Below are 21,548 nucleotides of genomic sequence, written 5' to 3'. Positions count from 1 at the left end.
CGGCGTACCTTGGGGATCATGCCTGTGCCGAGCGATCCGCATCCTGATCTCCAGTCGTACGCCGACCCGCAGCGCCTGGTCACCACCGAATGGCTGGCCGAGCACCTGGGCGACGAGGGGCTCGTGGTGGTCGAGTCCGACGAGGACGTGCTCCTCTACGACACCGGCCACATCCCCGGCGCCGTCAAGGTCGACTGGCACACCGAACTCAACGACCAGGTCACCCGCGACTACCTGGACGCCGCGAGCTTCGCCGAGCTGTGCGCGGCCAAGGGCATCGGGCGGGACGACACGGTCGTCTTCTACGGCGACAACTTCAACTGGTGGGCCGCGTACGCCCTCTGGGTCTTCACCCTCTTCGGTCACCCGGACGTACGGCTGCTCGACGGCGGCCGGCAGAAGTGGATCGCCGAGGGGCGGGAGCTGACCCGGGACAAGGTGAGCCGGCCCCGCGCCTCGTACCCGGTGCCGGAGCGCAACGACGCGCCGATCCGCGCGTACCGGGAGCAGGTCATGGCGCACGTGGCGGCCGGTCGGCCGCTGGTGGACGTGCGGTCGCCGGGCGAGTACACCGGCGAGATGCTGCACATGCCGGACTACCCGCAGGAGGGCGCGCTGCGCGGCGGGCACATCCCGGGCGCGGTGAGCAAGCCGTGGAAGTCCGCCGCGAACGACGACGGCACGTTCAAGTCCGCCGACGAGCTGCGCGCCATCTACGCCGACCAGCTCGGTCTGAGCCCGTCCGACGACGTGGTGGCGTACTGCCGGATCGGCGAGCGGTCCAGCCACACCTGGTTCGTGCTGCACCACCTGCTCGGCTTCCCGCAGGTGCGCAACTACGACGGTTCGTGGACCGAGTGGGGCAACCTGGTCCGGGCTCCCGTCGTGAAGGGCGACCAGCCCGGCGGCCTGACCCGCTGAGCGTCCCGGCCGGTCCCGCCGTCACCGCGGCGGGACCGGCCGCGTTCCGGACCCGTCAGCGGGCGGCGATCGACAGGCTCCCGGGGACGTCGGCCGCCACCAGGTCGACAGCGCCGGTCTCCGGCCGCCAGCGGGCCAGCCCGGCGTCGTAGCGGAACAGCAGGCCGCCGTCGGCGGTCCAGCCGTACACCTCGCAGCACGCCTTGGCCCGGCCCTCCCGGCCCAGGTCGAGCAGGCGCGTCACCGCGCCGGTGCGGGCGTCCAGCACCGCCACGCCCTCGCCCCCGCTCATCGTGCCGGCGCCACTGGCGGTGGTGGTCCATCCGGCCTGGCCGATCCGGTCGCCGCGCTGCCAGCCCCGCCCGTACACCTCGTCCAGCCGGTAGCCGGGGGGAAGCGCGCCGGTGGTCACCGGCCGCCGGTCCGGCGCGCCGCCGGAGGCGGGGAACCGGCGTACGGCCAGGCCGCCGTCCCCGGACCAGCCGCCCACTGTGAGCAGGTCGCCGGACCGGGCCGGCTCGGGTACGACGAGTGTCCACGGGTCGACTGTCAGCTTCGGCGCCGCTCCGGTGCGCCGGTCCAGCTCGTACGCGGTGTCGTTGTCCCCGACGATCAGCCGGTCACCGGCCCAGACCACGTGTTCCAGGTAGCCCGCGAGCGGATAGCGACGCACCTCGGCGTCGGTCAGGTCGACCACCACCACCTCGCCGGTCTGCGCGAACGCGGCGGTCCGGCCGTCCGGCGACAGGCTGCCCGGCTTGAGCGGAGTGGCCTCGTTGCCCTCGGCGTCGCGGGTGGGCGCGAGCGTGACCACGTCGAGTTCCCGGACGATGCCGTCGTCACCCAGCACCCGGACCGTGCCCGCCTCGCCGGTGGCCGGGTCGACCGGCTGGTACAGCGCCAGCGCCCGGCTCACCGGGCGGTCGGAGAGGTCGGCGCCGACCCGGTCGCCGAGCCGGCCGAGCGGGTCGCCCGCCTCGCCGAGCCGGTCCGGGGGCCGCTGCACGACCGGCGCGTTGGGGGCCGAGGTCACCGCCGGGCGGGGTGGCGCCGCGGGGGGCGGGCCGGAGCGGTGCAGGAGCGCTGTCGTACCGCCGCCGACCAGGACCACGGCGACGGCGGCGGCCCCGGCGGCGCGGCGGGCACGACGGACCCGCCCGGCCCGTTCCCATCCGGCGGCGGCCGGCCGGGTCGGGTGGATCTCCTCGGTGGCCCGGGTCAGCAGCCGGTTCAGTTCCGTCTCGTTCACGGGTTCACCTCGCTTCCGGCGGCCAGGCCGTCGCCGGACCGGCCGGGGGCGGGCACCACGTCGCGCAGCCGGCGCAGCGCGTCGTGGCACTGGCTCTTGACGGTGCCGACCGTGACGCCGAGCGCCTCGGCGGTGGCGACCTCGGTCAGGTCCTCGAAGTAGCGCAGCACCACGACGGCCCGCTGGCGTGGCGGCAGCCGGTCCAGCGCGGCGCGCACGGTGAGCCGCAACGCGGGGTCGCCGTCCGTGTCCGGCCGCTCCGGCGGGTACGCGCTGAGCCACTCCCGCCGCCGGCGTCGCCACCAGGACACGGCGTCGCGGTAGAGGATGGCGCGCACGTACGCGGCCGGGTCGCCGTCGCGCACCGACGGCCAGCGCAGCGCCAGCTTGAGCAGCGCGTCCTGGAGCAGGTCCTCGGCCTGGTGCCGGTTGCCGCAGATCAGGTATGCGGCGCGCAGCAGCCGGTGCTGGTGCGACTCGACGAAGGCGAGGTAGTCCGCCCGCCCGTCGTCCGAGTCACGCCCCATCCGGCTCCTCCTCCGTCACCGGCCAGACGCGCGGGACGGGGGCAAAGGTTGGGTCAGGTAGCGCTGAATCGTCGGGCCGACCCAGGCGGTCAGTTCCTCCGGGTCGAGGTCCACCACGGGTGGCAGCCGGACGACGTACCGGGTGAGGGCCAGTCCGAGGATCTGGCTGGCCACCAGACCGGCCCGCCGCTCGGCGGTCGCCGGGTCGACGCTCGACCGGGCCACAGCGGTGGCGAGCTGGCCGGCGAAGATGCCGCGCATCCGTTCGGCCGCGCCGGGGTTGGTGGCGGCGGCCCGGAGCAGGGCGACGAGTGTCCCGTCCGCCTCCCAGCGGCGTACGAAGTGCCGGGTCAGTGTCTCGCCGAGCCGGTCCGGCGGCACCTCGGCCAGGTCGGGCAGGCGCAGGTCGAACTCGGCCGCCGCGGCGAAGAGTCCCTCCTTGCTGCCGTAGTAGCGCATCACCATCGACGGGTCGATGTGGGCGTCGGCGGCGATGGCCCGGATGGTGGCCCGGTCGTAGCCGTCGGCGGCGAAGCGTTCCCGGGCGGCGCGCAGGATGGCCGCCCGGGTGGCGTCCGAGCGGCGGGTTCGGGTGGCGGGTTCGGTCACGTCCACGACTGTAGGCCAACACGTGTTGACATCGCCTCTACTGTGAAGTCAACATGTGTTGGCAAACAGTTGTTGACCGAGCCGGAGGTGGGAGCGATGCTGCCCGAACGCACCGACGTCCTCGTGGTGGGCGCCGGGCCGACCGGCCTGGCGGTGGCCGTGACGCTGGCCGGGCACGGGGTTGCCGCGACCGTCGTCGACCGGCTCGCCGAGCCGCCCGTCACGTCGCGCGCCGCCGTCGTGCACGCCGGCACCCTCGAAGTGCTGGACCGGATCGCTGTCGCCGCGCCGCTGGCCGCCCGAGGGCTGCGCTCGGCCCGGTTCAGCGTCCGCGACCGGGACCGGGTGCTGCTCACCGTCCCCTTCGACCGGTTGCCGTCGCGCTACCCGTACGCGCTGCTGATCTCGCAGGCGGAGACCGAGGCGGTGCTCACCGACCGGCTCGCCGCGCTCGGCGGGCGCGTGCTGCGGCCGTACGAGATGACCGGCCTGGACCTCGACGGCGACGGCGCTCTCGCGCGCTTCGACGGCGGCCGCGCGGTCCGGGCGCGCTGGATCGTCGGCGCGGACGGGATGCACAGCCGGGTCCGCGAACTCGCCGGCATCGGCTTCGGCGGCCCGGCCGACCCCGGGGAGTCGTTCCTGCTCGCCGACGTCCGGGTGGACAGCGCGTTGCCGCGCGACCAGGTGAGCCTCTTCCTGTCCCGGCGGGGCCCGCTGGTCTGGGCGCCGCTGCCCGACGGCACGGTGCGGCTGGTCGCCGCGGTGGCGGACGCGCCGCGCGACCCGCAGGCGCACCACTTCCAGGCGCTGCTCGACGAGCGCGGTCCGGCGCGCCGGCCGGACCGGGTCACCGGGATGGACTGGTCGTCCCGGTTCCGGATCCACCACCGGATCGCGAGCACCTACCGTGCCGGGCCGGTGCTGCTCGCCGGGGACGCGGCGCACGTGCACAGCCCGGCCGGCGGGCAGGGGATGAATCTCGGCCTGCGCGACGCGGTCGCGCTCGGCGACGCGCTCGCCGCCGGTCCGCGGGCCCTCGACGGGTACGCGGCCGACCGCCGCCCCCGCGCCGAGGAGGTGCTCGGCTTCGCCGCCACCCTGACCCGCCTAGCCGCCGCCCCACCCCCACTCCGCCCGTTGCGAAACCTCCTGCTCCAGGCGGTCTCCACCCTCCCCCCGATGCGCGCCCGAATCGCAACCCGCCTCGCCGGCTTCGAACCCCCACCCCGCTGATCTTGCAGTTCGGGCCCTCGACGGGTCCTTTTTGTGCGCCTTCGACCGGGCGGAAAGTGCAAGATCAGCGAGGAGGTGGGCGGGCGGGGGAGGGATGAAACGGGTCGGACACTGTCGGCGCTGACCGGTACGGTGAGCGCCGAAATCCGAACCGGGAGCGCGATTGGACCGCACCTTCCAGGTGGACCTCCGTGGCGTGGTCGACCTGCTCAGTCACCACCTGTACGGCAGCCCGCGCGTCTACGTGCGCGAGCTGCTCCAGAACGCCGTCGACGCGATCACCGCGCGCCGGTCCACCGAGCCGAACGCCCCGGCCCGGGTACGCATCGAGCCGCCGGAGCTGACCGGCGACGGCACCCTGCGCGTGCACGACACCGGCATCGGCCTGACCGAGGCGCAGGTGCACGAGCTGCTCGCCACCATCGGCCGCAGCTCCAAACGCGACGAGCTGGGCTTCTCCCGGCACGAGTTCCTCGGCCAGTTCGGCATCGGGCTGCTCTCCTGCTTCCTGGTCGCCGACGAGATCCGGGTGGTCACCCGGCACGCCGACGAGCCCACGGTGCTCTGGACGGGCTGGTCCGACGGCCGGTACGCGGTGCGGCTCGCCGAGCCGGAGCAGGCCCGCGACGAGCCCGGCACCACAGTGACGCTGGTGCCCCGGCGCGACGCCGACCAGTGGCTCGGCGTACCCACCGTCACCGAGCTGGCCCGCCTCTACGGCAGCCTGCTGCCGGTCGACGTCCGGGTCGGCGACACGCCGACCACCGCCGGGCCGCCGCCGTGGCCCACCACGCCCGGCGCGCCGGTCGACCGCGCCGGGCTCCAGCGGTACGCGCAGGAGCTGCTCGGGTTCGTCCCGTTCGACGTGGTGCCGCTGTCGGTGCCCGAGGCCGGCCTCACCGGAGTGGCGTTCATCCTGCCCGCCGCGGTGAACCCGGCCGCCCGCGCCGGGCACCGGGTCTACCTCAAGCGGATGCTGCTCAGCGAGCACGCCGACGGGCTGCTGCCCGAGTGGGCCTTCTTCGCCCACTGCGTGGTCGACGCGAGCGAGCTGCGCCCGACCGCGAGCCGCGAGGCGCTCTACGAGGACGCGTTGCTCACCTCCGTCCGGGAGGCGCTCGGCGACCAGATCCGGGGCTGGCTGGTGCGGCTGGCCAAGCACGACCCGCGCCGGCTCGGCGAGTTCCTCCAGGTGCACCACCTCGGCGTCAAGGCGCTCGCGATGCACGACGACGAGATGCTGCGGCTGGTCGACCAGTGGTGGCCGATGGACACCAACGTGGGCACGATGACGCTCGCCGAGTTCCGGCAGCGCCACGGCGTGCTCCGGTACGCCGCCGGCCTGGACGAGTTCCGCCAGCTCGCCGCCGTGGCCGCCGCGCAGGACCTGGCGGTGGTGAACGGCGGCTACACGTACGACACCGAGCTGATCGAGCGATTGCCCACAGTGGATCGATCGGTGCTCATCGAACGGCTGGAGCCGAGTGACCTCACCACCCGGTTCGAGATCCTCGACCCGGCGACCGAGCTGGCCCTGCGGCCGTTCCTGACCGGCGCGCAGCGGGCGCTGGAACGGCTCGGCTGCGAGGTCGTCATCCGGGCGTACGACCCGGTCTCGCTGCCCGCGCTCTACCTGGTGTCCCGCTCGGCCGCGTTCCACGACCAGCTCGCCGCCAGCCGGGACAAGGCCGACGAGCTGTGGGGCGGCGTGCTCGACGCGCTCGCCGCCTCCGCCCCGCCGGACCGCCCGCAACTCGTGCTCAACCACCGCAACCCGCTGGTCCGCCGGGTGACCACGCTCGCCGACCCGGAGCTGGTCGGGCTGGCCGTCGAGGCGCTCTACGGGCAGGCCCTGCTGCTCGGGCACCACCCGATCCGGGCGGCCGACGCCGCGCTGCTGAACAGTTCCTTCCTCGGCCTGCTCGGCCGGGCCGTACCGGGAGTGACCCGTGACTGACGACGACCTCTGGCGCATGCACCACGAGATCGAGACCATGCCGTACGGCCCGGGGCAGATCGCCGCGCTGGAACAACTGCTGCGCCGCGCCGACGCGGGCGACGACCGGCACCTCGCCTTCGCCGCCCGGGTCACCGGCACCACCGCGTACGTCTACGGCGGCGAACCGGCGAAGTCGTTCGTCACGTTCTCCTGGTGCCTGTCCGAGTACGACAAGGATCCGCAGCCCTACCACCAGGGCTACACGCACCAGCTGCTCTGGGCCTTCAAGTACATGGTCAACGCCATGGTGAAGTTCCCGGAGCTGCCGCTGGACCGGACGTACGCGGTGCTCGACGACATGGAGCGGCGCTACCGCGACGCCGGGCACTCGTTGCAGGCGGTCCACAAGCACCGCTACCTGGTCGCCGCGCACGTGGGCGATGAGGACGCGGCGGAGCAGTGGTACCGCAAGTGGATGACCACGCCCCGCGACACGCTCTCCGACTGCGCCGGCTGCGACCCGACCACGCAGGTCGCGCACCTGGTCCGGCTGGGCCGGCACGAGGAGGCGGTGGCCCTCGCCGAGCCGGTGCTCGCCGGCCGGCTGACCTGCAGCGAGCAGCCGCAGGGGATCCTCACCGCGCTGCTCACGCCCTACCGCGAGACCGGCCGGGGCGACGCCGCGCGGGACGCGCACCGGGAGGCGTACCGGCGGCTGCGTGGGCACCTGGCCAACCTGTGGGACGTCGCCGAGCACATCGAGTTCTGCACCGCGACCGGCAACGAGGCCCGCGCGCTGGAGCTGGTCGAGCGGCACCTGGACTGGCTGGACCGGGCACCCACCCCGGCCGCCGCGATGCACTTCGCGGCCGCCGCGTCGGCGGCGCTGCGTCAGGTGCCGGCCGAGCTGACTGTGCACCGTCGCGCCTCCGGTGACCGGCCGGCCGCCGACGTGCCGGTGGGCGCGCTCGCCGACGAGCTGGCCGGTACGGCCACCGGGCTGGCCGGGCGCTTCGACGCGCGTAACGGCACCACGCACCAGTCCGCGTTGATCGCCCGGAAGCTGGTGGCCGGGCCGGAGGGCGAGCACCTGCCGCTCTCCGCCAGCGTGCGCCGCCCGGTGGTGCCCGCGCCGCGTACCGCGCCGGACGACCGGGCGACGACCGAGCCGCCGGTCAGCGTGCCCGCCGACGCCGGCGCCGACGAGCTGCTGGCGCTGGCCGAGGAGTGCTGGCGCACCAACTGCCGGGAGGGGCTGGGCACCGTACTGCGCGCGTACGACGAGCGGTACGGCGACGCCGACCTGCCGCCGGCCACCCGGGCGTGGCGGCTGGAGCTGCGGGCGGGCGAGTTGTCCCAGGAGGACGACGACGGCGTGGCGGTGGCGACCGCTGTCAACCGGGAGGCGCTGGCCGCGTGGCGGGAGGTGCCGGACCCGCTGCGGGCGCAGGTGGTGGCCGGGCGGCTCGGTGTGCTGCTGAGCATGACCGAGGAGAGCGCGGACGAGGGGCTGACGCTGGCCCGGGAGTCGGCCGCGTACCTGGCCGCGCACGGCGAACCGCGGGATCGGGCCGCCGGTTGGGACCGGCTCGCGCTCGCCCACGTGCACCGGGAGCGGTGGGCGGAGGCGCTCGACGCGCTCGACCGCGCCGACGCGGAGGCGGACGCCGATCCGTGGCTGGCCGGGCGGGTCGCGCTGCACCGCACGCACGTGCTGGAGCAGTTGGAGCGGGCCGAGGAGTTCCGGGACGCGGCGGCACGGTCCCGCCGGCTGGCCGGCGAGCTGGGCGACGCCGAGATGCTGACCAGCGCCTGCCTGGCGTACGCCCGCTCCACCGACGATCCGGCCGACGCGGTGGCCGCCTGCGACGAGGCGCTGACTGTCGCCCCGGCCGGCGCCCACCTGCCGCTGCGGGTGACCCGGGGCCGGGCGTTGCTGGCCGCCGACCGGGCCGGCGAGGCGGTGGACGATCTGGCCGAGGCGGTCACGCTCTGCGTCGAGCAGGGGCTGGAGGGCGACGCGCTGCTGCGCTGGGAGCTGGCCGAGGCGTACCGGATGGCCGGCCGGCTGGCCGAGGCCGCCGAGGTGGCCGAGGAGGCGGTGCTCGGGCTGGACCGGGCCGGCGCGCAGGCGGAGGCGGACCGGTGCCGGCACATGCTGTCGGGGATCTACGCGGGGCTCGGTGAGACGGATCTGGCGCTCGCGGTGCTCGACACGTTGGCGGAGAACCTGGACGGGCCGGACAATCTTCCCCGCCGGGCGCAGGTGCTGGAGGAGTCCGGCGGCCTGCTCTACGACGCCGACCGGGACGCGCTGGCCGCGCAGCGGTTCGCGGCGGCGGCCAGCGCGTGGCGGCTGGCCGGATTCCAGGTGGACGAGTTGCGGGCCCGGCGGCGGGAACTCCTCGCCCTGCACTGGTCCGGTGACCTGCCGGCCGCGGTGGCCGCGATCGAGGGGGTGGACGCCGCGGCGGCCGCGGTCTCCGGTCAGCCCGACGAGCCGCCCGTGGTCACGTACGAGCGGGCGATGGCCGCCGACGCGGTCGCCCGGGTGCTGATCGGCGAGGACCGGCTCACCGCCGCGCTGGACCGGCTGGAGGGTGTGCCGGGGCGGCTCCGGTCGATCGAGGCGTTCGGCGAGGCGGCGCAGGTCGAGGTGCTGACCGGCGAGCTGCTGCTGCGCGACGGCCGGCCGGAGCAGGCCGAAGGGCTGCTGCGTCCGGTGCTGGGTGGTCTGCCCACCGGCTCCCGGCCCGCCGCGCATGCCGCCTGGCTGCTGGCCCGCGCGCTCGACGACCAGGGCCGGCCGGCCGAGGCGGCGACGGTCCGCGCCGAGCACGGCATCGAGGAGGACTGAGGCGACTGCCGGGTAACCGCGGCTGCTCTAGATCGACGCCGAGGTCTAGGCTGATCCGGTGGCGGTGGAACAGCAGGCACGGGGGACGGCGGGCACGGCCCGGCGCCGGTCCCGGCGGGACGAGATCCTGGAGATCGCGGTCGGCCTCTTCGCGGCGCGCGGCTACCACGGCGTGTCGATGGACGACATCGRCGCGGCGGCCGGTGTCACCGGGCCGGCTCTCTACCACCACTTCGCCGGCAAGGAGGCGATGCTCGTCGCCGCGCTGGTGCCGGTCAGCGAGGGGCTGCTCGCGGGGGGGCGGGAGCGGGCCGCCGGGCACCCGGACGACCCGCGTGGCGCGCTGGAGTCGCTGATCGACTTCCACGTCGAGTTCGCGCTGGCCAACCCGGCGGTGATCGCCCTGCACCTGCACGAGCTGGACCGCCTGCCGGACGAGCCGCGCCGGCGCATCCGCCGGCTTCAGCGGATGTACGTCGAGGAGTGGGTGACGGTGCTGACCGCGCTGCACCCCGGCCTGCCGGACGGCGCGGCCCGGGTGCTCGCCCACGCGGCGTTCGGCCTGATGAACTCGACGCCGTTCCTCGGTGGCGAGGTCGATCGCCGGCGCCGGGCCGAGCTGCTGCGCGGCGCGACGCTCGCGGCCCTGCTCGCGCCCACCGACCCGACCTGACACGCCGCCCGGACCTTAACGCATGTTAAGAAGAGACCCCGGCTTTGCGTCGAGAAGGGGTCACGTCCGTGCAGAAGATGATCGAATCGTTGTTGGTCGCCAACCGGGGGGAGATCGCGCGCCGGATCATCCGTACCGGCAGGCGGCTCGGGATCCGGACGATCGCTGTGCACTCGGAGGCCGACGGCGCGCTGCCGTTCGTGACCGAGGCCGATGAGGCGGTCTGCGTCGGCCCGGCGAACCCGACGCAGAGCTACCGGAACGTCGAGGCGATCCTCGAGGCCGCCCGCAGCACCGGCGCGCAGGCGATCCACCCCGGCTACGGCTTCCTGTCCGAGAACGCGGACTTCGCCCGTACCGTCGAGGGGTCGGGCCTGATCTGGGTCGGACCCGGCGCGGACGCGATCACCGCTATGGGCGACAAGATCAACGCCCGGAACCTGATGGCGGCGGCCGGGGTGCCGGTCGCGCCCGGCACCACCGAGCCGGCGGCCGACCTGGACGCGGCGGTCGCGGCGGCCGCGGAGATCGGCTACCCGGTGATGGTCAAGGCCGCCGCCGGTGGCGGTGGCATGGGCATGGGCGTGGCCGCCGACGAGGCGGCGCTGCGCACCGAGTACGACAAGGTCCGCGCGTTCGCGGAGCGGATGTTCGGCGACGGCTCGGTGCTGATCGAGCGGTACTTCCCCCGGGTACGCCATGTCGAGGTGCAGATCCTCGGCCTGGCCGACGGCCGGGTGGTGGCGCTCGGCGAGCGGGAGTGCTCGGTGCAGCGGCGCAACCAGAAGCTGGTCGAGGAGTCGCCGTCCCCGGCGGTCTCGCCGGAGCTGCGCGAGCGTTTCCTGGCCGCCGCGGTACGGGCCGGCGAGGCGGTGAACTACCGCAACGCGGGCACCGTGGAATGTCTGCTCGATCCTTCGACGCAGGAGTTCTTCTTCCTGGAGATGAACACGCGGCTGCAGGTCGAGCACCCGGTCACCGAGTACGTCTACGGCGTCGACCTGGTCGAGGAGCAGCTCCGGGTGGCGGCCGGGCTGGTGCCGACGTTCGACCCGGACGCGCTCGCCCCGCGCGGCCACGCCATCGAGCTGCGGATCAACGCCGAGGACCCGAAGCGTTTCCTGCCCGGCCCGGGCGCGATCACCACCTGGAACGAGCCGGCCGGCACCGGCGTACGGGTGGACTCCGGCTACGTCGCCGGCAACACGGTCACGCCGTTCTACGACAGCCTGATGGCCAAGCTGATCGTCAGCGGGGACACCCGCGAGGAGGCGGTCGAGCGGGCCCGGGCGGCGGTCGCCCAGTTCGAGATCGCCGGCCCGAAGTGCAACCTGCCGTTCTTCGCCGAGCTGCTGGAGAACCCGGAGTTCCTCTCCGGCGACTACGACACCGGCATCGTCTCCCGGATGCGCTGACCTTCGACCCGAACGAGGTGAACCTGATGGCGGAACTCCCCGACTCCGTGAGCATCCGTGAGGTCGGTCCCCGGGACGGCCTCCAGAACGAGGAGCCCATCCCCACCGACGCGAAGGTGCGGCTGCTCGACGCGCTGTCCCGTACCGGGGTGCGGCGCATCGAGGCCGTCTCCTTCGTCCACCCCCGGGCGATCCCGCAGATGGCCGACGCCGACGAGGTGTGGCAGCGGGCGGAGAAGGCCGACGGGGTGCGCTACTCCGCGTTGGTGCCGAACACCCGTGGCGCGCAGCGGGCGCTGGCCGCCGGCTTCACCGAGATCGAGGTGGTGGTCTCGGCCAGCGACACGCACAACCGCCGTAACGTCAACCGCTCCACCGACGAGTCGCTGGACGACATCGCCGAGCTGATCGACCTGCTGCACGGCGCGGGCGCGACCGCCGAGGTGATCGTGGCGACCAGCTTCGGCTGCCCCTACGAGGGCGACGTGGACCCCCGCCGGGTCGCCGCGATCGTGGACCGGGTCGCCCGCGACGGCGCGGACCGCGTCGCCTTCGGCGACACCACAGGCATGGGTACGCCCCGGCGCGTCCGCGAGCTGGTCACGGCGGTGCGGGACCGCAACGCCCACCTGCCGGTGCTGCTGCACTTCCACAACACCCGGGGTACCGCGCTGGCGAACATGCTCACCGCGATGGAGTTGGGCGTCACCGAGTTCGACGCCAGCGTGGGCGGCCTCGGCGGCTGCCCGTACGCGCCGGGGGCCAGCGGCAACCTGGCCACCGAGGAGGCGGTGCACATGCTGCACGACATGGGCATCGACACCGGCATCGACCTGGACGCCCTGATCGCTGCCGCCGAGCTGGCCGAGACCCTGGTGGGCAAGAAACTCCCGTCCGGCGTCCTCCGGGCCGGCCCCCGTACCCGCCTGACCCCCCTCCCCTCCTGACCGTTTCGCGCGTTGATCAAGGAGTTTGTGTCCTCATTCGGTCGCGCGGAGGGCGCAAACTCCTTGATCACGGAGTGGATGGGTGGGGGTGCGAGGAGCGGGTCGCCGGAGAGGGCGGCGGTGGGGTAGCCTAACGATCGTTCAGGTCGGTGGCGCCCTGCGCGGGCGGTGGCAACGGGAGTCGGCGTGACGCTCGACGGTGAGGCACTGGAGCAGCTGCGCAAGCGCGCCCGCGCCGGTGGTGCGGACAAGTACCACGCGGCGAACGCCGCGAAGGGCAAGCTGTTCGCCCGGGAGCGGGTGGCGTACCTGGTCGACGAGGGCTCCTTCGTCGAGGACGGGCTCTACGCCAACGCGATGGCCGACGGGCTGCCCGCCGACGGCGTCGTCACCGGCACCGCGACCATCGACGGCCGCCAGGTCTGCCTGATGGCGAACGACTCCACGGTCAAGGCCGGAAGCTGGGGCGCGCGTACCGTCGAGAAGATCATCCGGATCATCGAGCGGGCGTACGCGACCGGCGTGCCGATGGTCTACCTGGTCGACTCGGCCGGGGCCCGGATCACCGACCAGGTCGACCTGTTCCCCGGTCGGCGCGGCGCCGGGAAGATCTTCTGGAACCAGGTCCGCGCCTCCGGCTCGATCCCGCAGGTGTGCGCGCTGTTCGGGCCGAGCGCGGCGGGCGGGGCGTACATCCCGGCGTTCTGCGACGTGGTCGCCATGGTGGACGGCAACGCCAGCATGTACCTCGGCTCCGACCGGATGGTCGAGATGGTCACCGGCGAGAAGACCACGCTGGAGGCGATGGGCGGCGCCAAGGTGCACTGCGCCGAGTCCGGCGTCGGTCACTTCCTCTGCAAGACCGAGAACGACGCGCTCGACGTGGTACGGACCTACCTGTCGTACCTGCCGTCGAACTGGAAGCAGGACCCGCCCGCCGCCGACGCGGTGGACGCGCCGGAGAAGGCCGACCTGGCCGCGCTGGTGCCGGCCAGCGAGCGGCAGGCGTTCGACATGCGCCGGTACGTCAAGGGTCTGCTCGACTCCGGCAGCTTCTTCGAGATCCAGGCGCTGTGGGCCAAGGAGCTGACCATCGGGTTCGGCCGGCTGAACGGCGAGGTCGTCGGCGTGGTCGGCAACAACTCGATGTTCAAGGGTGGCGTGCTCTTCGTCGACTCGGCCGACAAGGCGACCCGGTTCGTGCAGCTCTGCGACGCGTTCAACGTGCCGCTGCTGTTCCTGTCCGACGTGCCCGGCTTCATGGTCGGCAGCGCGGTGGAGAAGCAGGGGATCATCAGGCACGGTGCGAAGATGATCACGGCGATCTCCGAGGCGACCGTACCCAAGATCTGTGTGGTGGTCCGCAAGGCGTACGGCGCGGGTCTCTACGCGATGGCCGGCCCCGGCTTCGAGCCGGACGCCACGATCGCGCTGCCCACCGCGAAGATCGCGGTGATGGGCGCGGAGGCCGCCGTCAACGCGGTCTACGCCAACAAGATCGCCGCCATCTCCGACGAGGCCGAGCGGGCCGCGTTCGTGGCCGCGAAGCGCGAGGAGTACGAGCGCRACATCGACGTGGTCCGCCTCGCCAGCGAGCTGGTGGTGGACGCGATCGTCGAGCCGCACGAGCTGCGCGCCGAGCTGGTACGCCGGTTCGCCGCCGCGCGCGGCAAGGAGCGGCACTTCTCCCGGCGCCGCCACGGCGTCACCCCCGTCTGACCCGGTAAGGAAGGGCCCCCTCTTAACGCCTGGTGCATGTAAAGGGGCCCCTCCTAACGCTTCAGCCGCTCACGGCGTCACGAGCGCCCGGCGGCCCGCCCTTTCCAGGAGGATCGACATGGACTTCCGGCTCGACGAGGAGCAGCAGGCGCTGCGGGAGAGCGTCCGGGAATTCGCCCGCGAGGTGGTCGCGCCCACCATCGCCGAGCACTACGAGCAGCACACCTTCCCGTACGAGATCGTCCGTCAGATGGGCAAGATGGGCCTGTTCGGGCTGCCGTTCGCGGAGGAGCACGGCGGTATGGGCGGCGACTACTTCGCGCTCTGCCTGGCCCTGGAGGAGCTGGCCCGGGTCGACTCCAGCGTGGCGATCACGCTGGAGGCCGCGGTGTCGCTCGGCGCGATGCCGATCTACCGGTTCGGCACCGAGGAGCAGAAGGCGCAGTGGTTGCCGAAGCTGCTCAGCGGTGAGGCGCTGGCCGGGTTCGGGCTCACCGAGCCGGGCACCGGGTCGGACGCGGGCGGCACCCGGACGCGGGCGGTCCTGGACGGCGACGAGTGGGTGATCAACGGCTCGAAGGCGTTCATCACCAACTCCGGCACCGACATCACCGCGCTGGTCACCGTCACCGCAGTCACCGGTACGCGGCCGGACGGCGGCAAGGAGCTGTCCACGATCATCGTGCCGTCCGGTACGCCCGGCTTCACCGTCGCGCCCGGCTACTCGAAGGTCGGCTGGACCGCGTCGGACACGCACGAGCTGACGTTCGACGACTGCCGGGTGCCGGCGGCCAACCTGCTCGGCGAGCGCGGCCGGGGCTTCGCCCAGTTCCTGCGCATCCTGGACGAGGGCCGGATCGCCATCGCGGCGCTCGCCGTCGGCCTGGCCCAGGGCTGCGTGGACGAGTCGATCAAGTACGCCAAGGAGCGCCAGGCGTTCGGTCAGCCGATCGGCAACTACCAGGCCATCCAGTTCAAGATCGCGGACATGGAGATGAAGGCGCACACCGCCCGGCTGGCCTACTACGACGCCGCCGCGCGGATGCTCGCCGGTGAGCCGTTCAAGCGCCAGGCGGCGATCGCCAAGCTGCACGCGAGCACCGTCGCGGTGGACAACGCCCGCGAGGCGACGCAGATCCACGGCGGGTACGGCTTCATGAACGAGTACCCGGTGGCCCGCTTCTGGCGCGATTCCAAGATCCTGGAGATCGGTGAGGGCACCAGCGAGGTGCAGCGCATGATCATCGCCCGCGACCTCGGCATGTGAGAGGCGCACTCGTCCGCGTCCTGTCGGATAACGGCAGGGGACGGTCGGGTGGGTGACGATGGGCTGTGGAGCGTCGGAGTCGATCCGTACTCTTCGTGCCCATGACTCCGGATCATGACGGTGCGCGGAGCCCAGGCGGTCGCACCGGTCTGTCCGATCTGTTGCGCGGGCACCGGCTCGCCGCCGGCCTGACCCAGGCCGAGCTGGCGGGCCGGGCCGGCGTGGGCGTGCGGACGGTCCGCGATCTGGAGCGAGGGCGGGCCGTCCGCCCTCAGCGCACCACAGTGGACCTGCTGGCCGACGCGCTCGGCCTGGCCGGTGACGACCGGCGGGAGTTCGTCGCCACCGCCCGGCCCACGCCGGCCCGGCCCGGACCCCGCCTCCCCGACACCGCAGCCGCCGGACCGTCGGCCGCGCCGGTCGCGTTGCCCCAGCCCGTACCCCTGGTGGGCCGCGACCGGGACGTGGCCGAGGTGTCCGGTCTGCTCGACGCCCACCCGGTGGTGAGCCTGGTCGGGCTCGCCGGGGTCGGCAAGACCGCGCTCGCCGTCACTGTCGCGCACGCGGTGGCGGCCCGGCACCCGGGCGGTGTCAGCGGGGTGCTGGTCGGGGAGGGCTCGGACGTCGCCGACGTGCTCGCCGCGTCCGCGTCGGTGTTCGGTGTGAACCGGCTGGCCGACCTCGCCTGCCGGCTCGACGGCCGGCCGGCGTTGCTGGTCGTCGACGCGGTCGACCGGGCACCCGAGCCGGTGGCCGGGGCGCTTCGCGCCCTGACCGCCGCCGCGCCGGATCTCCGGGTGCTGGTGACCGGCCGCCGCCCGGTCGGGTTGCCCGGCGAGCTGGTCCGCCCGGTCGCGCCGCTCGACGTGCCACCGGCGGACGCCGCGCCCGCCGACCGGGCCGACCTGGATCGCTGGCCCGCTGCGGCGCTGTTCGCCGCCCGCCTCGCCCAGGCCCGCCGCGAACCACCCACGGCGGCCGAGCTGCCGGCGCTCGCCGCGCTGGTACGCCGCCTCGGCGGGCTGCCGCTGGCGATCGAGCTGATGGCGGCGCGGGGACGCATCCTCGACGTCACCGAACTGCTCGACCGCTACGGCGACCGCGTGCTGGACCTGACCGGCGCCCATCCCGGGTGGGAGCCCGCCGCCGACCGATCGGCCGGCACGGTGACGCTGCGCGAGGCGGTGGCCAGCAGCTACCACCTGCTCGCGCCCGCCGACCGGGCCGCGTTGCGGCGGCTCTCCGCGTTCCGTAACCGCTGGTCGGTCGAGCTGGCCGAGGAGCTGCTCGCCGGGGAGCTGCTCGTCGGTGGCGGCGAGCGGTGGGACGCGGCGCCGATGCTGGACCGGCTGCGCGAGCTGGGCCTGCTCAGCGTCCGGGGCGCCGGCCCGTTCCGGTTCCGGTTGCTGGACGCGGTCCGTGACTTCGCGGCCGAGCAGGCCGACGTCGAGGGCGAGACCGCCGGGATCCGGCTCCGGCACGCCGCGGTGATCGCCAGGTTCGTCCACCGCACCGCGCCCGGGCTGGTGGGCGCACAGCTGTCCGGCGCGGTACGCCTGCTCGACGAGGCGACGAGCGACATCACCGCCGCCCTCGCGTACGCCGCCGTGCATGTGCCGGAGACGGCGCTGCTGCTGGCCGCGTCGCTGCCCCGGTGGTGGCGGCTGCGCGGGCGGGACGTCTCCGGCCGGCGCTGGCTGCGGCGGCTGCTGGCCGATCCGCGTACCGCCGGCACCCGGTCCACGCTGCGGGCCTGGGCGATGCTCGGCGCGGCCCGGCTGGCCGCCGAGCACGGCGCGGGCGCGGAGGAGTTGCCGGCCGCCCGGGCCGCGCTCGTCATCTTCGCCGAGGCGGGTGACGTGGTCGGGGAGCTGTCGGCCCGGTCCGTTCTCTGCGTGCTGCTGCGCGGGCTCGGTGCGCACGACGAGGCCCGTGAGCAGGCCGAGGCCGCGCTGGCGACGGCCACCCGCCACGGCCGGGTACGCGAGATGGCCGTTGCCCAGTCGCACCTCACCTGGCACGACGTACGCGCGGCGCGGCTGGCCGACGCCCGGCGGCGGCTGGCCACCGTGGACCGCCTGGCGGCGCAGTGCGGCGACCGGCGCCTGCGCCTGCTGGCGCGGGCCGATCAGGCCGAGCTGACCCGTCTGGAGGGCCGGTACGCGGAGGCGGTCGAGCAGGGCCGCCGGGTGGCGACCGCGCTCGCCGAGCTGGGCGATCCCCGCCGACAGCGACGGACGGTCGGCAAGGTCGCGCTGGCGCTCGCCGGCCAGGGCCGGGGCGACGAGGCGCTGGCCGCGGCCGCCGAGCTGTGGCCCTCGGGTGCGGTGCCGGGCCAGCGTCGGCCGCCGGTCATGGAGAGCCTGAATCCACCCGGCGCGGTGGCGGACGCACGCGCCGAGGACGCGCTGCGTGGGCTGATCGAGGGGCACGTGGCGCTGCGCCGGGGGGACCGGGAACTGGCGGTGGAGTGGTTCGCGGCGGCGGCCGACGCGGCGGCGGGCGGCGCGGGCCGGCGCGACCTGGTCGAGGCGCTCGTGGGGCTGGCGGTCAGCAGCGGGGACCCGGCCGTGCTGGACCGCCTGGACGCCGCTCGGCGGGCCACCGGCGTCAGCCTGCTGCCGCAGGAGGAGGAACTGCTCTTCTCCCTGGCGGCCCGGCGTCAGAAGGCACGCTGACCAGCGGCTGCGTGCGCCAGGAGGCGGAGGGCGCGGGGGTGGCGCGAACGAAGTAGCCCCCTGGTGCTGCCCCTCGCTCGACGCTCGCGCCAGCACCCCCCGGTGCCCCCCGCTCCGGGAAGACTACCGAGGGGCTGCAAGAGATATGGGGGCTTTTGCGCCCTTTTGCCCGACTGTTTGAGCGGTTCTGCCGGTCATTCTGCCGGTGACCCGCCGGTATCAATCGGCGGATGGTGGAGCTGTGGACCGTCGGCAGTGGACCGTCAGGCGGCGTCCTCGTCCGGCTCGGTGCTGCCGGCCGTGGCGCCCGGGTGGACCGCGTCCCGGACCCGGCGCAGCCCGTCCAGCAGCCCGTCGAGCTGGCTCGGGTCGAGCTGGCCGGTGAACCACTGCTCGATGATCCGCAGGTGGCCGGGAAGGATGGCGTCCAGCCGGCTCAGGCCCGCTGCGGTCACCACCGCGAAGGAGCTGCGGCGGTCGGACGGGCAGGCGCGCCGGCGGATCAGCCCGTCCCGCTCCATCCGGTCCACCACGCGGGTCACGCCGCTGGTGGAGAGCGAGGTCTGCGCCGCCAGGTCGGTCATCCGCAGCTGGTTGTTGGGTGAGCGGGCGAGTCGGGTGAGCACCTCGAACTCGACCGGGGAGAGGCCGTGCTCGTCGAACTGGGCGGCGAACCGGGCGGAGAGCCCGGCGTGCGCCTCGACGAGGAGGCCGACGGCGGTGATCCGGGGATCGTCGAACACGTTCTGGTCCACGCCACCATCCTAGCAACACTTGACACAGGGAATATTGCTGTAGCTATAGTTGCTCAGTCAGTCGTTGGGATACTAAACCGTTTTCCCCGGAGGAGAGCACCATGACCAGCAGCACCGAGGCGACTACCCGCGACTGGGAGGGTCTCACCATCCCCACCCCCGGCACCTATCTTCTGGATGCCGCGCACAAGCGTGTCGGATTCGTCGCCCGGCACATGATGGTCAGCAAGGTACGCGGTGAGTTCGCCGACGCGACCGCCACCATCACCATCGCCGACGACCCGATGCAGTCCACGGTCACCGCCAGCATCCAGGCCGCCAGCATCAACACCGCACAGGCGGACCGCGACGCGCACCTGCGCAGCCCGGAGTTCCTCGACGTCGAGCAGTACCCGACGCTGGAGTTCCGCAGCACCGAGGTGAAGTCCCGCGACGGCAACGAGTTCGTGCTCGTCGGCGAGCTGACCATCAAGGGCGTGACCCGTCAGGTCGAGCTGGAGGTCGAGTTCGAGGGCGTCGGCCGCAGCCCCTTCGGGCAGGACATCTTCGGCTTCTCCGCCTCCACCGAGATCGACCGCGAGGACTTCGGCCTGACCTGGAACGTGGCGCTGGAGACCGGTGGCGTCCTGGTCGGCCGCAAGGTCAAGATCGAGATCGAGGGTGAGGCCATCCGCCAGGGCTGAGCCCGGCCAGGCCCGCGGGGCCCGCACCGTCCGCCGACGGTGCGGGCCCTTCCCGTGTACGCGCAGCGGGTGCGAATCGTCACCCGATGTTCTCCGGCCGACCGCGCTGGTGGGGGTGCCGACGGGGTACAGGTGCAGATCTGCCGCCCGTACAGCGGGCTGCGGACGGGGCGCACTTACGCGCACCACGTGAATGGTTCACAATGCGTTGCGGAACGGTACGGTTCCGTCGCACCGGCGTCGGGAGGACACATGGGCAGAGACGTCGACCAGGGCGCCTTCTCCCGCGAGGATCGGGTCCGCTACCGGCAGAAGGTCCGGCGCTGCCTGGACGTCTTCGCACTGATGCTCGACGACTTCGGCTTCGACGCCGACCGGCCGATGACCGGGCTGGAGATCGAGCTGAACCTGATCGACGCCGCCGCGGAACCCGCCATGCGCAACGACCAGATCCTGGCCGACATCGCCGACCCGCTGTTCCAGACCGAGCTGGGGCAGTTCAACCTCGAACTGAACGCCTCACCCCGGCTGATCGAGGGCAGCGGCTTCGCCGACTACGAGCAGGACCTGCGCAGCAGCCTCAGCCGCGCCGACGAGCGGGCCGCCAAGTCCGACGCGACGATCATGATGGTCGGCATCCTGCCCACGCTCACCGAACGCCACCTGGTCGCCGACAACCTCTCCACGAACGAGCGGTACCGCGTCCTCAACGACCAGATCGTGGGCGCCCGGGGCGAGGACATCGAGCTGGACATCAACGGCGTCGAGCGGCTGCGTACGCACACCGACTCGATCGCGCCGGAGGCCGCCTGCACCAGCCTCCAGTTCCACCTGCAGGTCGCGCCGGACAGCTTCGCCGACTACTGGAACGCGTCCCAGGCGATCGCCGGCGTCCAGGTCGCCGTCGGGGCCAACTCGCCGTTCCTCTACGGCCGGCAGCTCTGGGCGGAGACCCGGATCGCGCTGTTCCAGCAGGCCACCGACACCCGCCCGGACGAGCTGAAGGCCCAGGGAGTACGCCCCCGGGTGTGGTTCGGGGAGCGCTGGATCACCTCGATCTTCGACCTGTTCGAGGAGAACGTCCGCTACTTCCCGCCGCTGCTGCCGATCTGCGAGGACGAGGACCCGGTCGAGGTGCTGCACGCCGGGGGCGTGCCCCAGCTCGGTGAGCTGCGGCTGCACAACGGCACCGTCTACCGCTGGAACCGGCCGGTCTACGACATCATGAACGACCGCCCGCACCTGCGGGTCGAGAACCGGGTGCTGCCCGCCGGCCCGACAGTGGTGGACATGCTCGCCAACGCGGCCTTCTACTTCGGGCTGGCCCGCGGCCTCGCCGAGGCGGACCGTCCCATCTGGAGCCAGCTGACGTTCAGCTCGGCGGAGGAGAACTTCCACGCCGCCGCCCGGCGCGGCATCGAGGCGGTCCTGCACTGGCCGCGCCTCGGCGACGTACCGGTGACCAAGCTCGTCCTCGAGACGCTGCTCCCGGTGGCCGAGCAGGGGCTGGACCGGTTCGGCGTCGCCCCGGCCGAGCGGGACCGCCTGCTGGGCGTGATCGAGGGCCGTTGCCGTACCGGCCGCAACGGCGCGGTCTGGCAGACCGAGACGGTGTGGGCGGCCGAGCGGCACCGCGGCCTGGACCGCGAGGCCGCCCTGCACCACATGGTCAAGCGCTACGCCGAACTCCAGCGCAGCAACGAGCCCGTACACACCTGGCCCGCCGACTAACCCCGCCCCCCGCCCCCGCCCTCCCGCCCCCGCCTCGCCGATCTTGGAGTTGTGGCGCCTGGGATGCCCTTGTTGGGCGGTTTGGGAGGCACCACAACTTCAAGATCGATGGGAGTGGGCGGGATTCGGGCGACCGCTGAGGAGCCTCGGGGTACTACGAGGGCTTGTCTGAACGTGACGAGGGACCGTCCTGGCTGGTCTGCGGGTGGTCCAGGGCCTCGGGCTGGCGCTGCGGCGGGACGGCCCGACCCCGACGGCCGGTAGCCGAACGGGTGGCACGGCCCTTCTCCGTTCCGGTCCGGCCGACGGCTACGCCAGGCTCGGCTGCGGCCGTCGCCTCAC

16 protein-coding genes are annotated in these 21,548 nt (G+C 73.6%); 12 read left to right on the top strand and 4 right to left on the bottom strand.

Features of this window, described 5'->3' with window-relative positions; translation table 11 throughout:
- The first annotated feature begins 18 nt into the window (after window positions 1-18).
- Window positions 19-921, top strand: coding sequence for a sulfurtransferase (locus A8711_RS16980; protein WP_043327642.1), 903 nt, complete (start codon window positions 19-21; stop codon window positions 919-921).
- A 55-nt stretch (window positions 922-976) separates the two neighbouring features.
- Here the strand turns inward: A8711_RS16980 and A8711_RS16975 are convergent, their stop codons facing one another.
- From A8711_RS16975 to A8711_RS16965, 3 genes are read right to left on the bottom strand one after another with little or no spacing between them, the layout of a single operon-like run.
- Window positions 977-2,170: a hypothetical protein gene (locus A8711_RS16975; protein WP_069088783.1), complete on the bottom strand. Its 1,194-nt coding sequence runs from the start codon at window positions 2,168-2,170 to the stop codon at window positions 977-979.
- Window positions 2,167-2,697, bottom strand: a complete 531-nt coding sequence (locus A8711_RS16970; RefSeq protein WP_064448007.1) for a SigE family RNA polymerase sigma factor — start codon at window positions 2,695-2,697, stop codon at window positions 2,167-2,169. Before A8711_RS16970 ends, A8711_RS16975 begins: the two co-directional genes overlap by 4 nt.
- Before the next feature lie 15 nt (window positions 2,698-2,712).
- Complete coding sequence (locus A8711_RS16965) at window positions 2,713-3,312, bottom strand: TetR family transcriptional regulator (RefSeq protein ID WP_069088782.1); 600 nt, start codon at window positions 3,310-3,312, stop codon at window positions 2,713-2,715.
- 90 nt (window positions 3,313-3,402) lie between these two features.
- On the opposite strand from A8711_RS16965, the gene A8711_RS16960 reads away from it, so the two are divergent.
- The 9 genes from A8711_RS16960 (at window position 3,403) to A8711_RS16920 (ending at window position 18,037) form a co-directional block, all read left to right on the top strand.
- Window positions 3,403-4,542 carry an FAD-dependent monooxygenase gene (locus A8711_RS16960; RefSeq protein WP_069088781.1) on the top strand — a complete coding sequence of 380 codons (1,140 nt, stop codon included), beginning with the start codon at window positions 3,403-3,405 and terminating at the stop codon, window positions 4,540-4,542.
- A gap of 163 nt (window positions 4,543-4,705) precedes the next feature.
- The gene (locus A8711_RS16955) at window positions 4,706-6,499 is read left to right on the top strand and encodes an HSP90 family protein (protein WP_069088780.1); all 1,794 of its coding nucleotides are present in this window, start codon (window positions 4,706-4,708) and stop codon (window positions 6,497-6,499) included.
- A complete protein-coding gene (locus A8711_RS16950; protein WP_043327637.1) occupies window positions 6,492-9,338 on the top strand; it encodes a hypothetical protein in 2,847 nt (948 codons plus the stop codon). Before A8711_RS16955 ends, A8711_RS16950 begins: the two co-directional genes overlap by 8 nt.
- Before the next feature lie 58 nt (window positions 9,339-9,396).
- Window positions 9,397-10,011, top strand: a complete 615-nt coding sequence (locus tag A8711_RS16945; RefSeq protein ID WP_069088779.1) for a TetR/AcrR family transcriptional regulator — start codon at window positions 9,397-9,399, stop codon at window positions 10,009-10,011.
- Window positions 10,012-10,088: 77 nt separating this feature from the next.
- Window positions 10,089-11,426 carry an acetyl/propionyl/methylcrotonyl-CoA carboxylase subunit alpha gene (locus A8711_RS16940; RefSeq protein WP_069088789.1) on the top strand — a complete coding sequence of 446 codons (1,338 nt, stop codon included), beginning with the start codon at window positions 10,089-10,091 and terminating at the stop codon, window positions 11,424-11,426.
- A gap of 26 nt (window positions 11,427-11,452) precedes the next feature.
- A complete protein-coding gene (locus tag A8711_RS16935) occupies window positions 11,453-12,373 on the top strand; it encodes a hydroxymethylglutaryl-CoA lyase (protein ID WP_043330791.1) in 921 nt (306 codons plus the stop codon).
- Between the two features lie 186 nt (window positions 12,374-12,559).
- Window positions 12,560-14,092 carry an acyl-CoA carboxylase subunit beta gene (locus A8711_RS16930; RefSeq protein WP_069088778.1) on the top strand — a complete coding sequence of 511 codons (1,533 nt, stop codon included), beginning with the start codon at window positions 12,560-12,562 and terminating at the stop codon, window positions 14,090-14,092.
- Window positions 14,093-14,210: 118 nt separating this feature from the next.
- Window positions 14,211-15,359, top strand: a complete 1,149-nt coding sequence (locus tag A8711_RS16925) for an acyl-CoA dehydrogenase family protein (protein WP_043327634.1) — start codon at window positions 14,211-14,213, stop codon at window positions 15,357-15,359.
- Between the two features lie 101 nt (window positions 15,360-15,460).
- Window positions 15,461-18,037: a helix-turn-helix domain-containing protein gene (locus tag A8711_RS16920; RefSeq protein ID WP_069088777.1), complete on the top strand. Its 2,577-nt coding sequence runs from the start codon at window positions 15,461-15,463 to the stop codon at window positions 18,035-18,037.
- Window positions 18,038-18,300: 263 nt separating this feature from the next.
- Here A8711_RS16920 and A8711_RS16915 read toward each other — a convergent pair whose 3' ends face one another.
- On the bottom strand, window positions 18,301-18,792 hold the full coding sequence (locus A8711_RS16915) for a MarR family winged helix-turn-helix transcriptional regulator (RefSeq protein ID WP_043327632.1): 492 nt from the start codon (window positions 18,790-18,792) through the stop codon (window positions 18,301-18,303).
- 101 nt (window positions 18,793-18,893) lie between these two features.
- On the opposite strand from A8711_RS16915, the gene A8711_RS16910 reads away from it, so the two are divergent.
- Together A8711_RS16910 and A8711_RS16905 are read left to right on the top strand one after the other, a co-directional pair.
- Window positions 18,894-19,475, top strand: coding sequence for a YceI family protein (locus A8711_RS16910; protein ID WP_043327631.1), 582 nt, complete (start codon window positions 18,894-18,896; stop codon window positions 19,473-19,475).
- Window positions 19,476-19,727: 252 nt separating this feature from the next.
- Window positions 19,728-21,206, top strand: coding sequence for a hypothetical protein (locus tag A8711_RS16905; RefSeq protein WP_043327630.1), 1,479 nt, complete (start codon window positions 19,728-19,730; stop codon window positions 21,204-21,206).
- The last annotated feature ends 342 nt before the right edge of the window (window positions 21,207-21,548 follow it).

Source organism: Micromonospora sp. II (assembly GCF_001709195.1).
Classification (GTDB): domain Bacteria; phylum Actinomycetota; class Actinomycetes; order Mycobacteriales; family Micromonosporaceae; genus Micromonospora; species Micromonospora chalcea.
This window is presented reverse-complemented; position numbering and strand designations above follow the sequence as displayed.

What these genes read in the sequence shown, in the direction of transcription:
- A8711_RS16980 (WP_043327642.1), top strand. Translation starts at nt 19, where the DNA reads ATGCCTGTGCCGAGCGATCCGCATCCTGATCTCCAGTCGTACGCCGAC.
- A8711_RS16970 (WP_064448007.1), bottom strand. Translation starts at nt 2,697, where the DNA reads ATGGGGCGTGACTCGGACGACGGGCGGGCGGACTACCTCGCCTTCGTC.
- A8711_RS16960 (WP_069088781.1), top strand. Translation starts at nt 3,403, where the DNA reads ATGCTGCCCGAACGCACCGACGTCCTCGTGGTGGGCGCCGGGCCGACC.
- A8711_RS16940 (WP_069088789.1), top strand. Translation starts at nt 10,089, where the DNA reads ATGATCGAATCGTTGTTGGTCGCCAACCGGGGGGAGATCGCGCGCCGG.
- A8711_RS16935 (WP_043330791.1), top strand. Translation starts at nt 11,453, where the DNA reads ATGGCGGAACTCCCCGACTCCGTGAGCATCCGTGAGGTCGGTCCCCGG.
- A8711_RS16925 (WP_043327634.1), top strand. Translation starts at nt 14,211, where the DNA reads ATGGACTTCCGGCTCGACGAGGAGCAGCAGGCGCTGCGGGAGAGCGTC.
- A8711_RS16920 (WP_069088777.1), top strand. Translation starts at nt 15,461, where the DNA reads ATGACTCCGGATCATGACGGTGCGCGGAGCCCAGGCGGTCGCACCGGT.
- A8711_RS16910 (WP_043327631.1), top strand. Translation starts at nt 18,894, where the DNA reads ATGACCAGCAGCACCGAGGCGACTACCCGCGACTGGGAGGGTCTCACC.
- A8711_RS16905 (WP_043327630.1), top strand. Translation starts at nt 19,728, where the DNA reads ATGGGCAGAGACGTCGACCAGGGCGCCTTCTCCCGCGAGGATCGGGTC.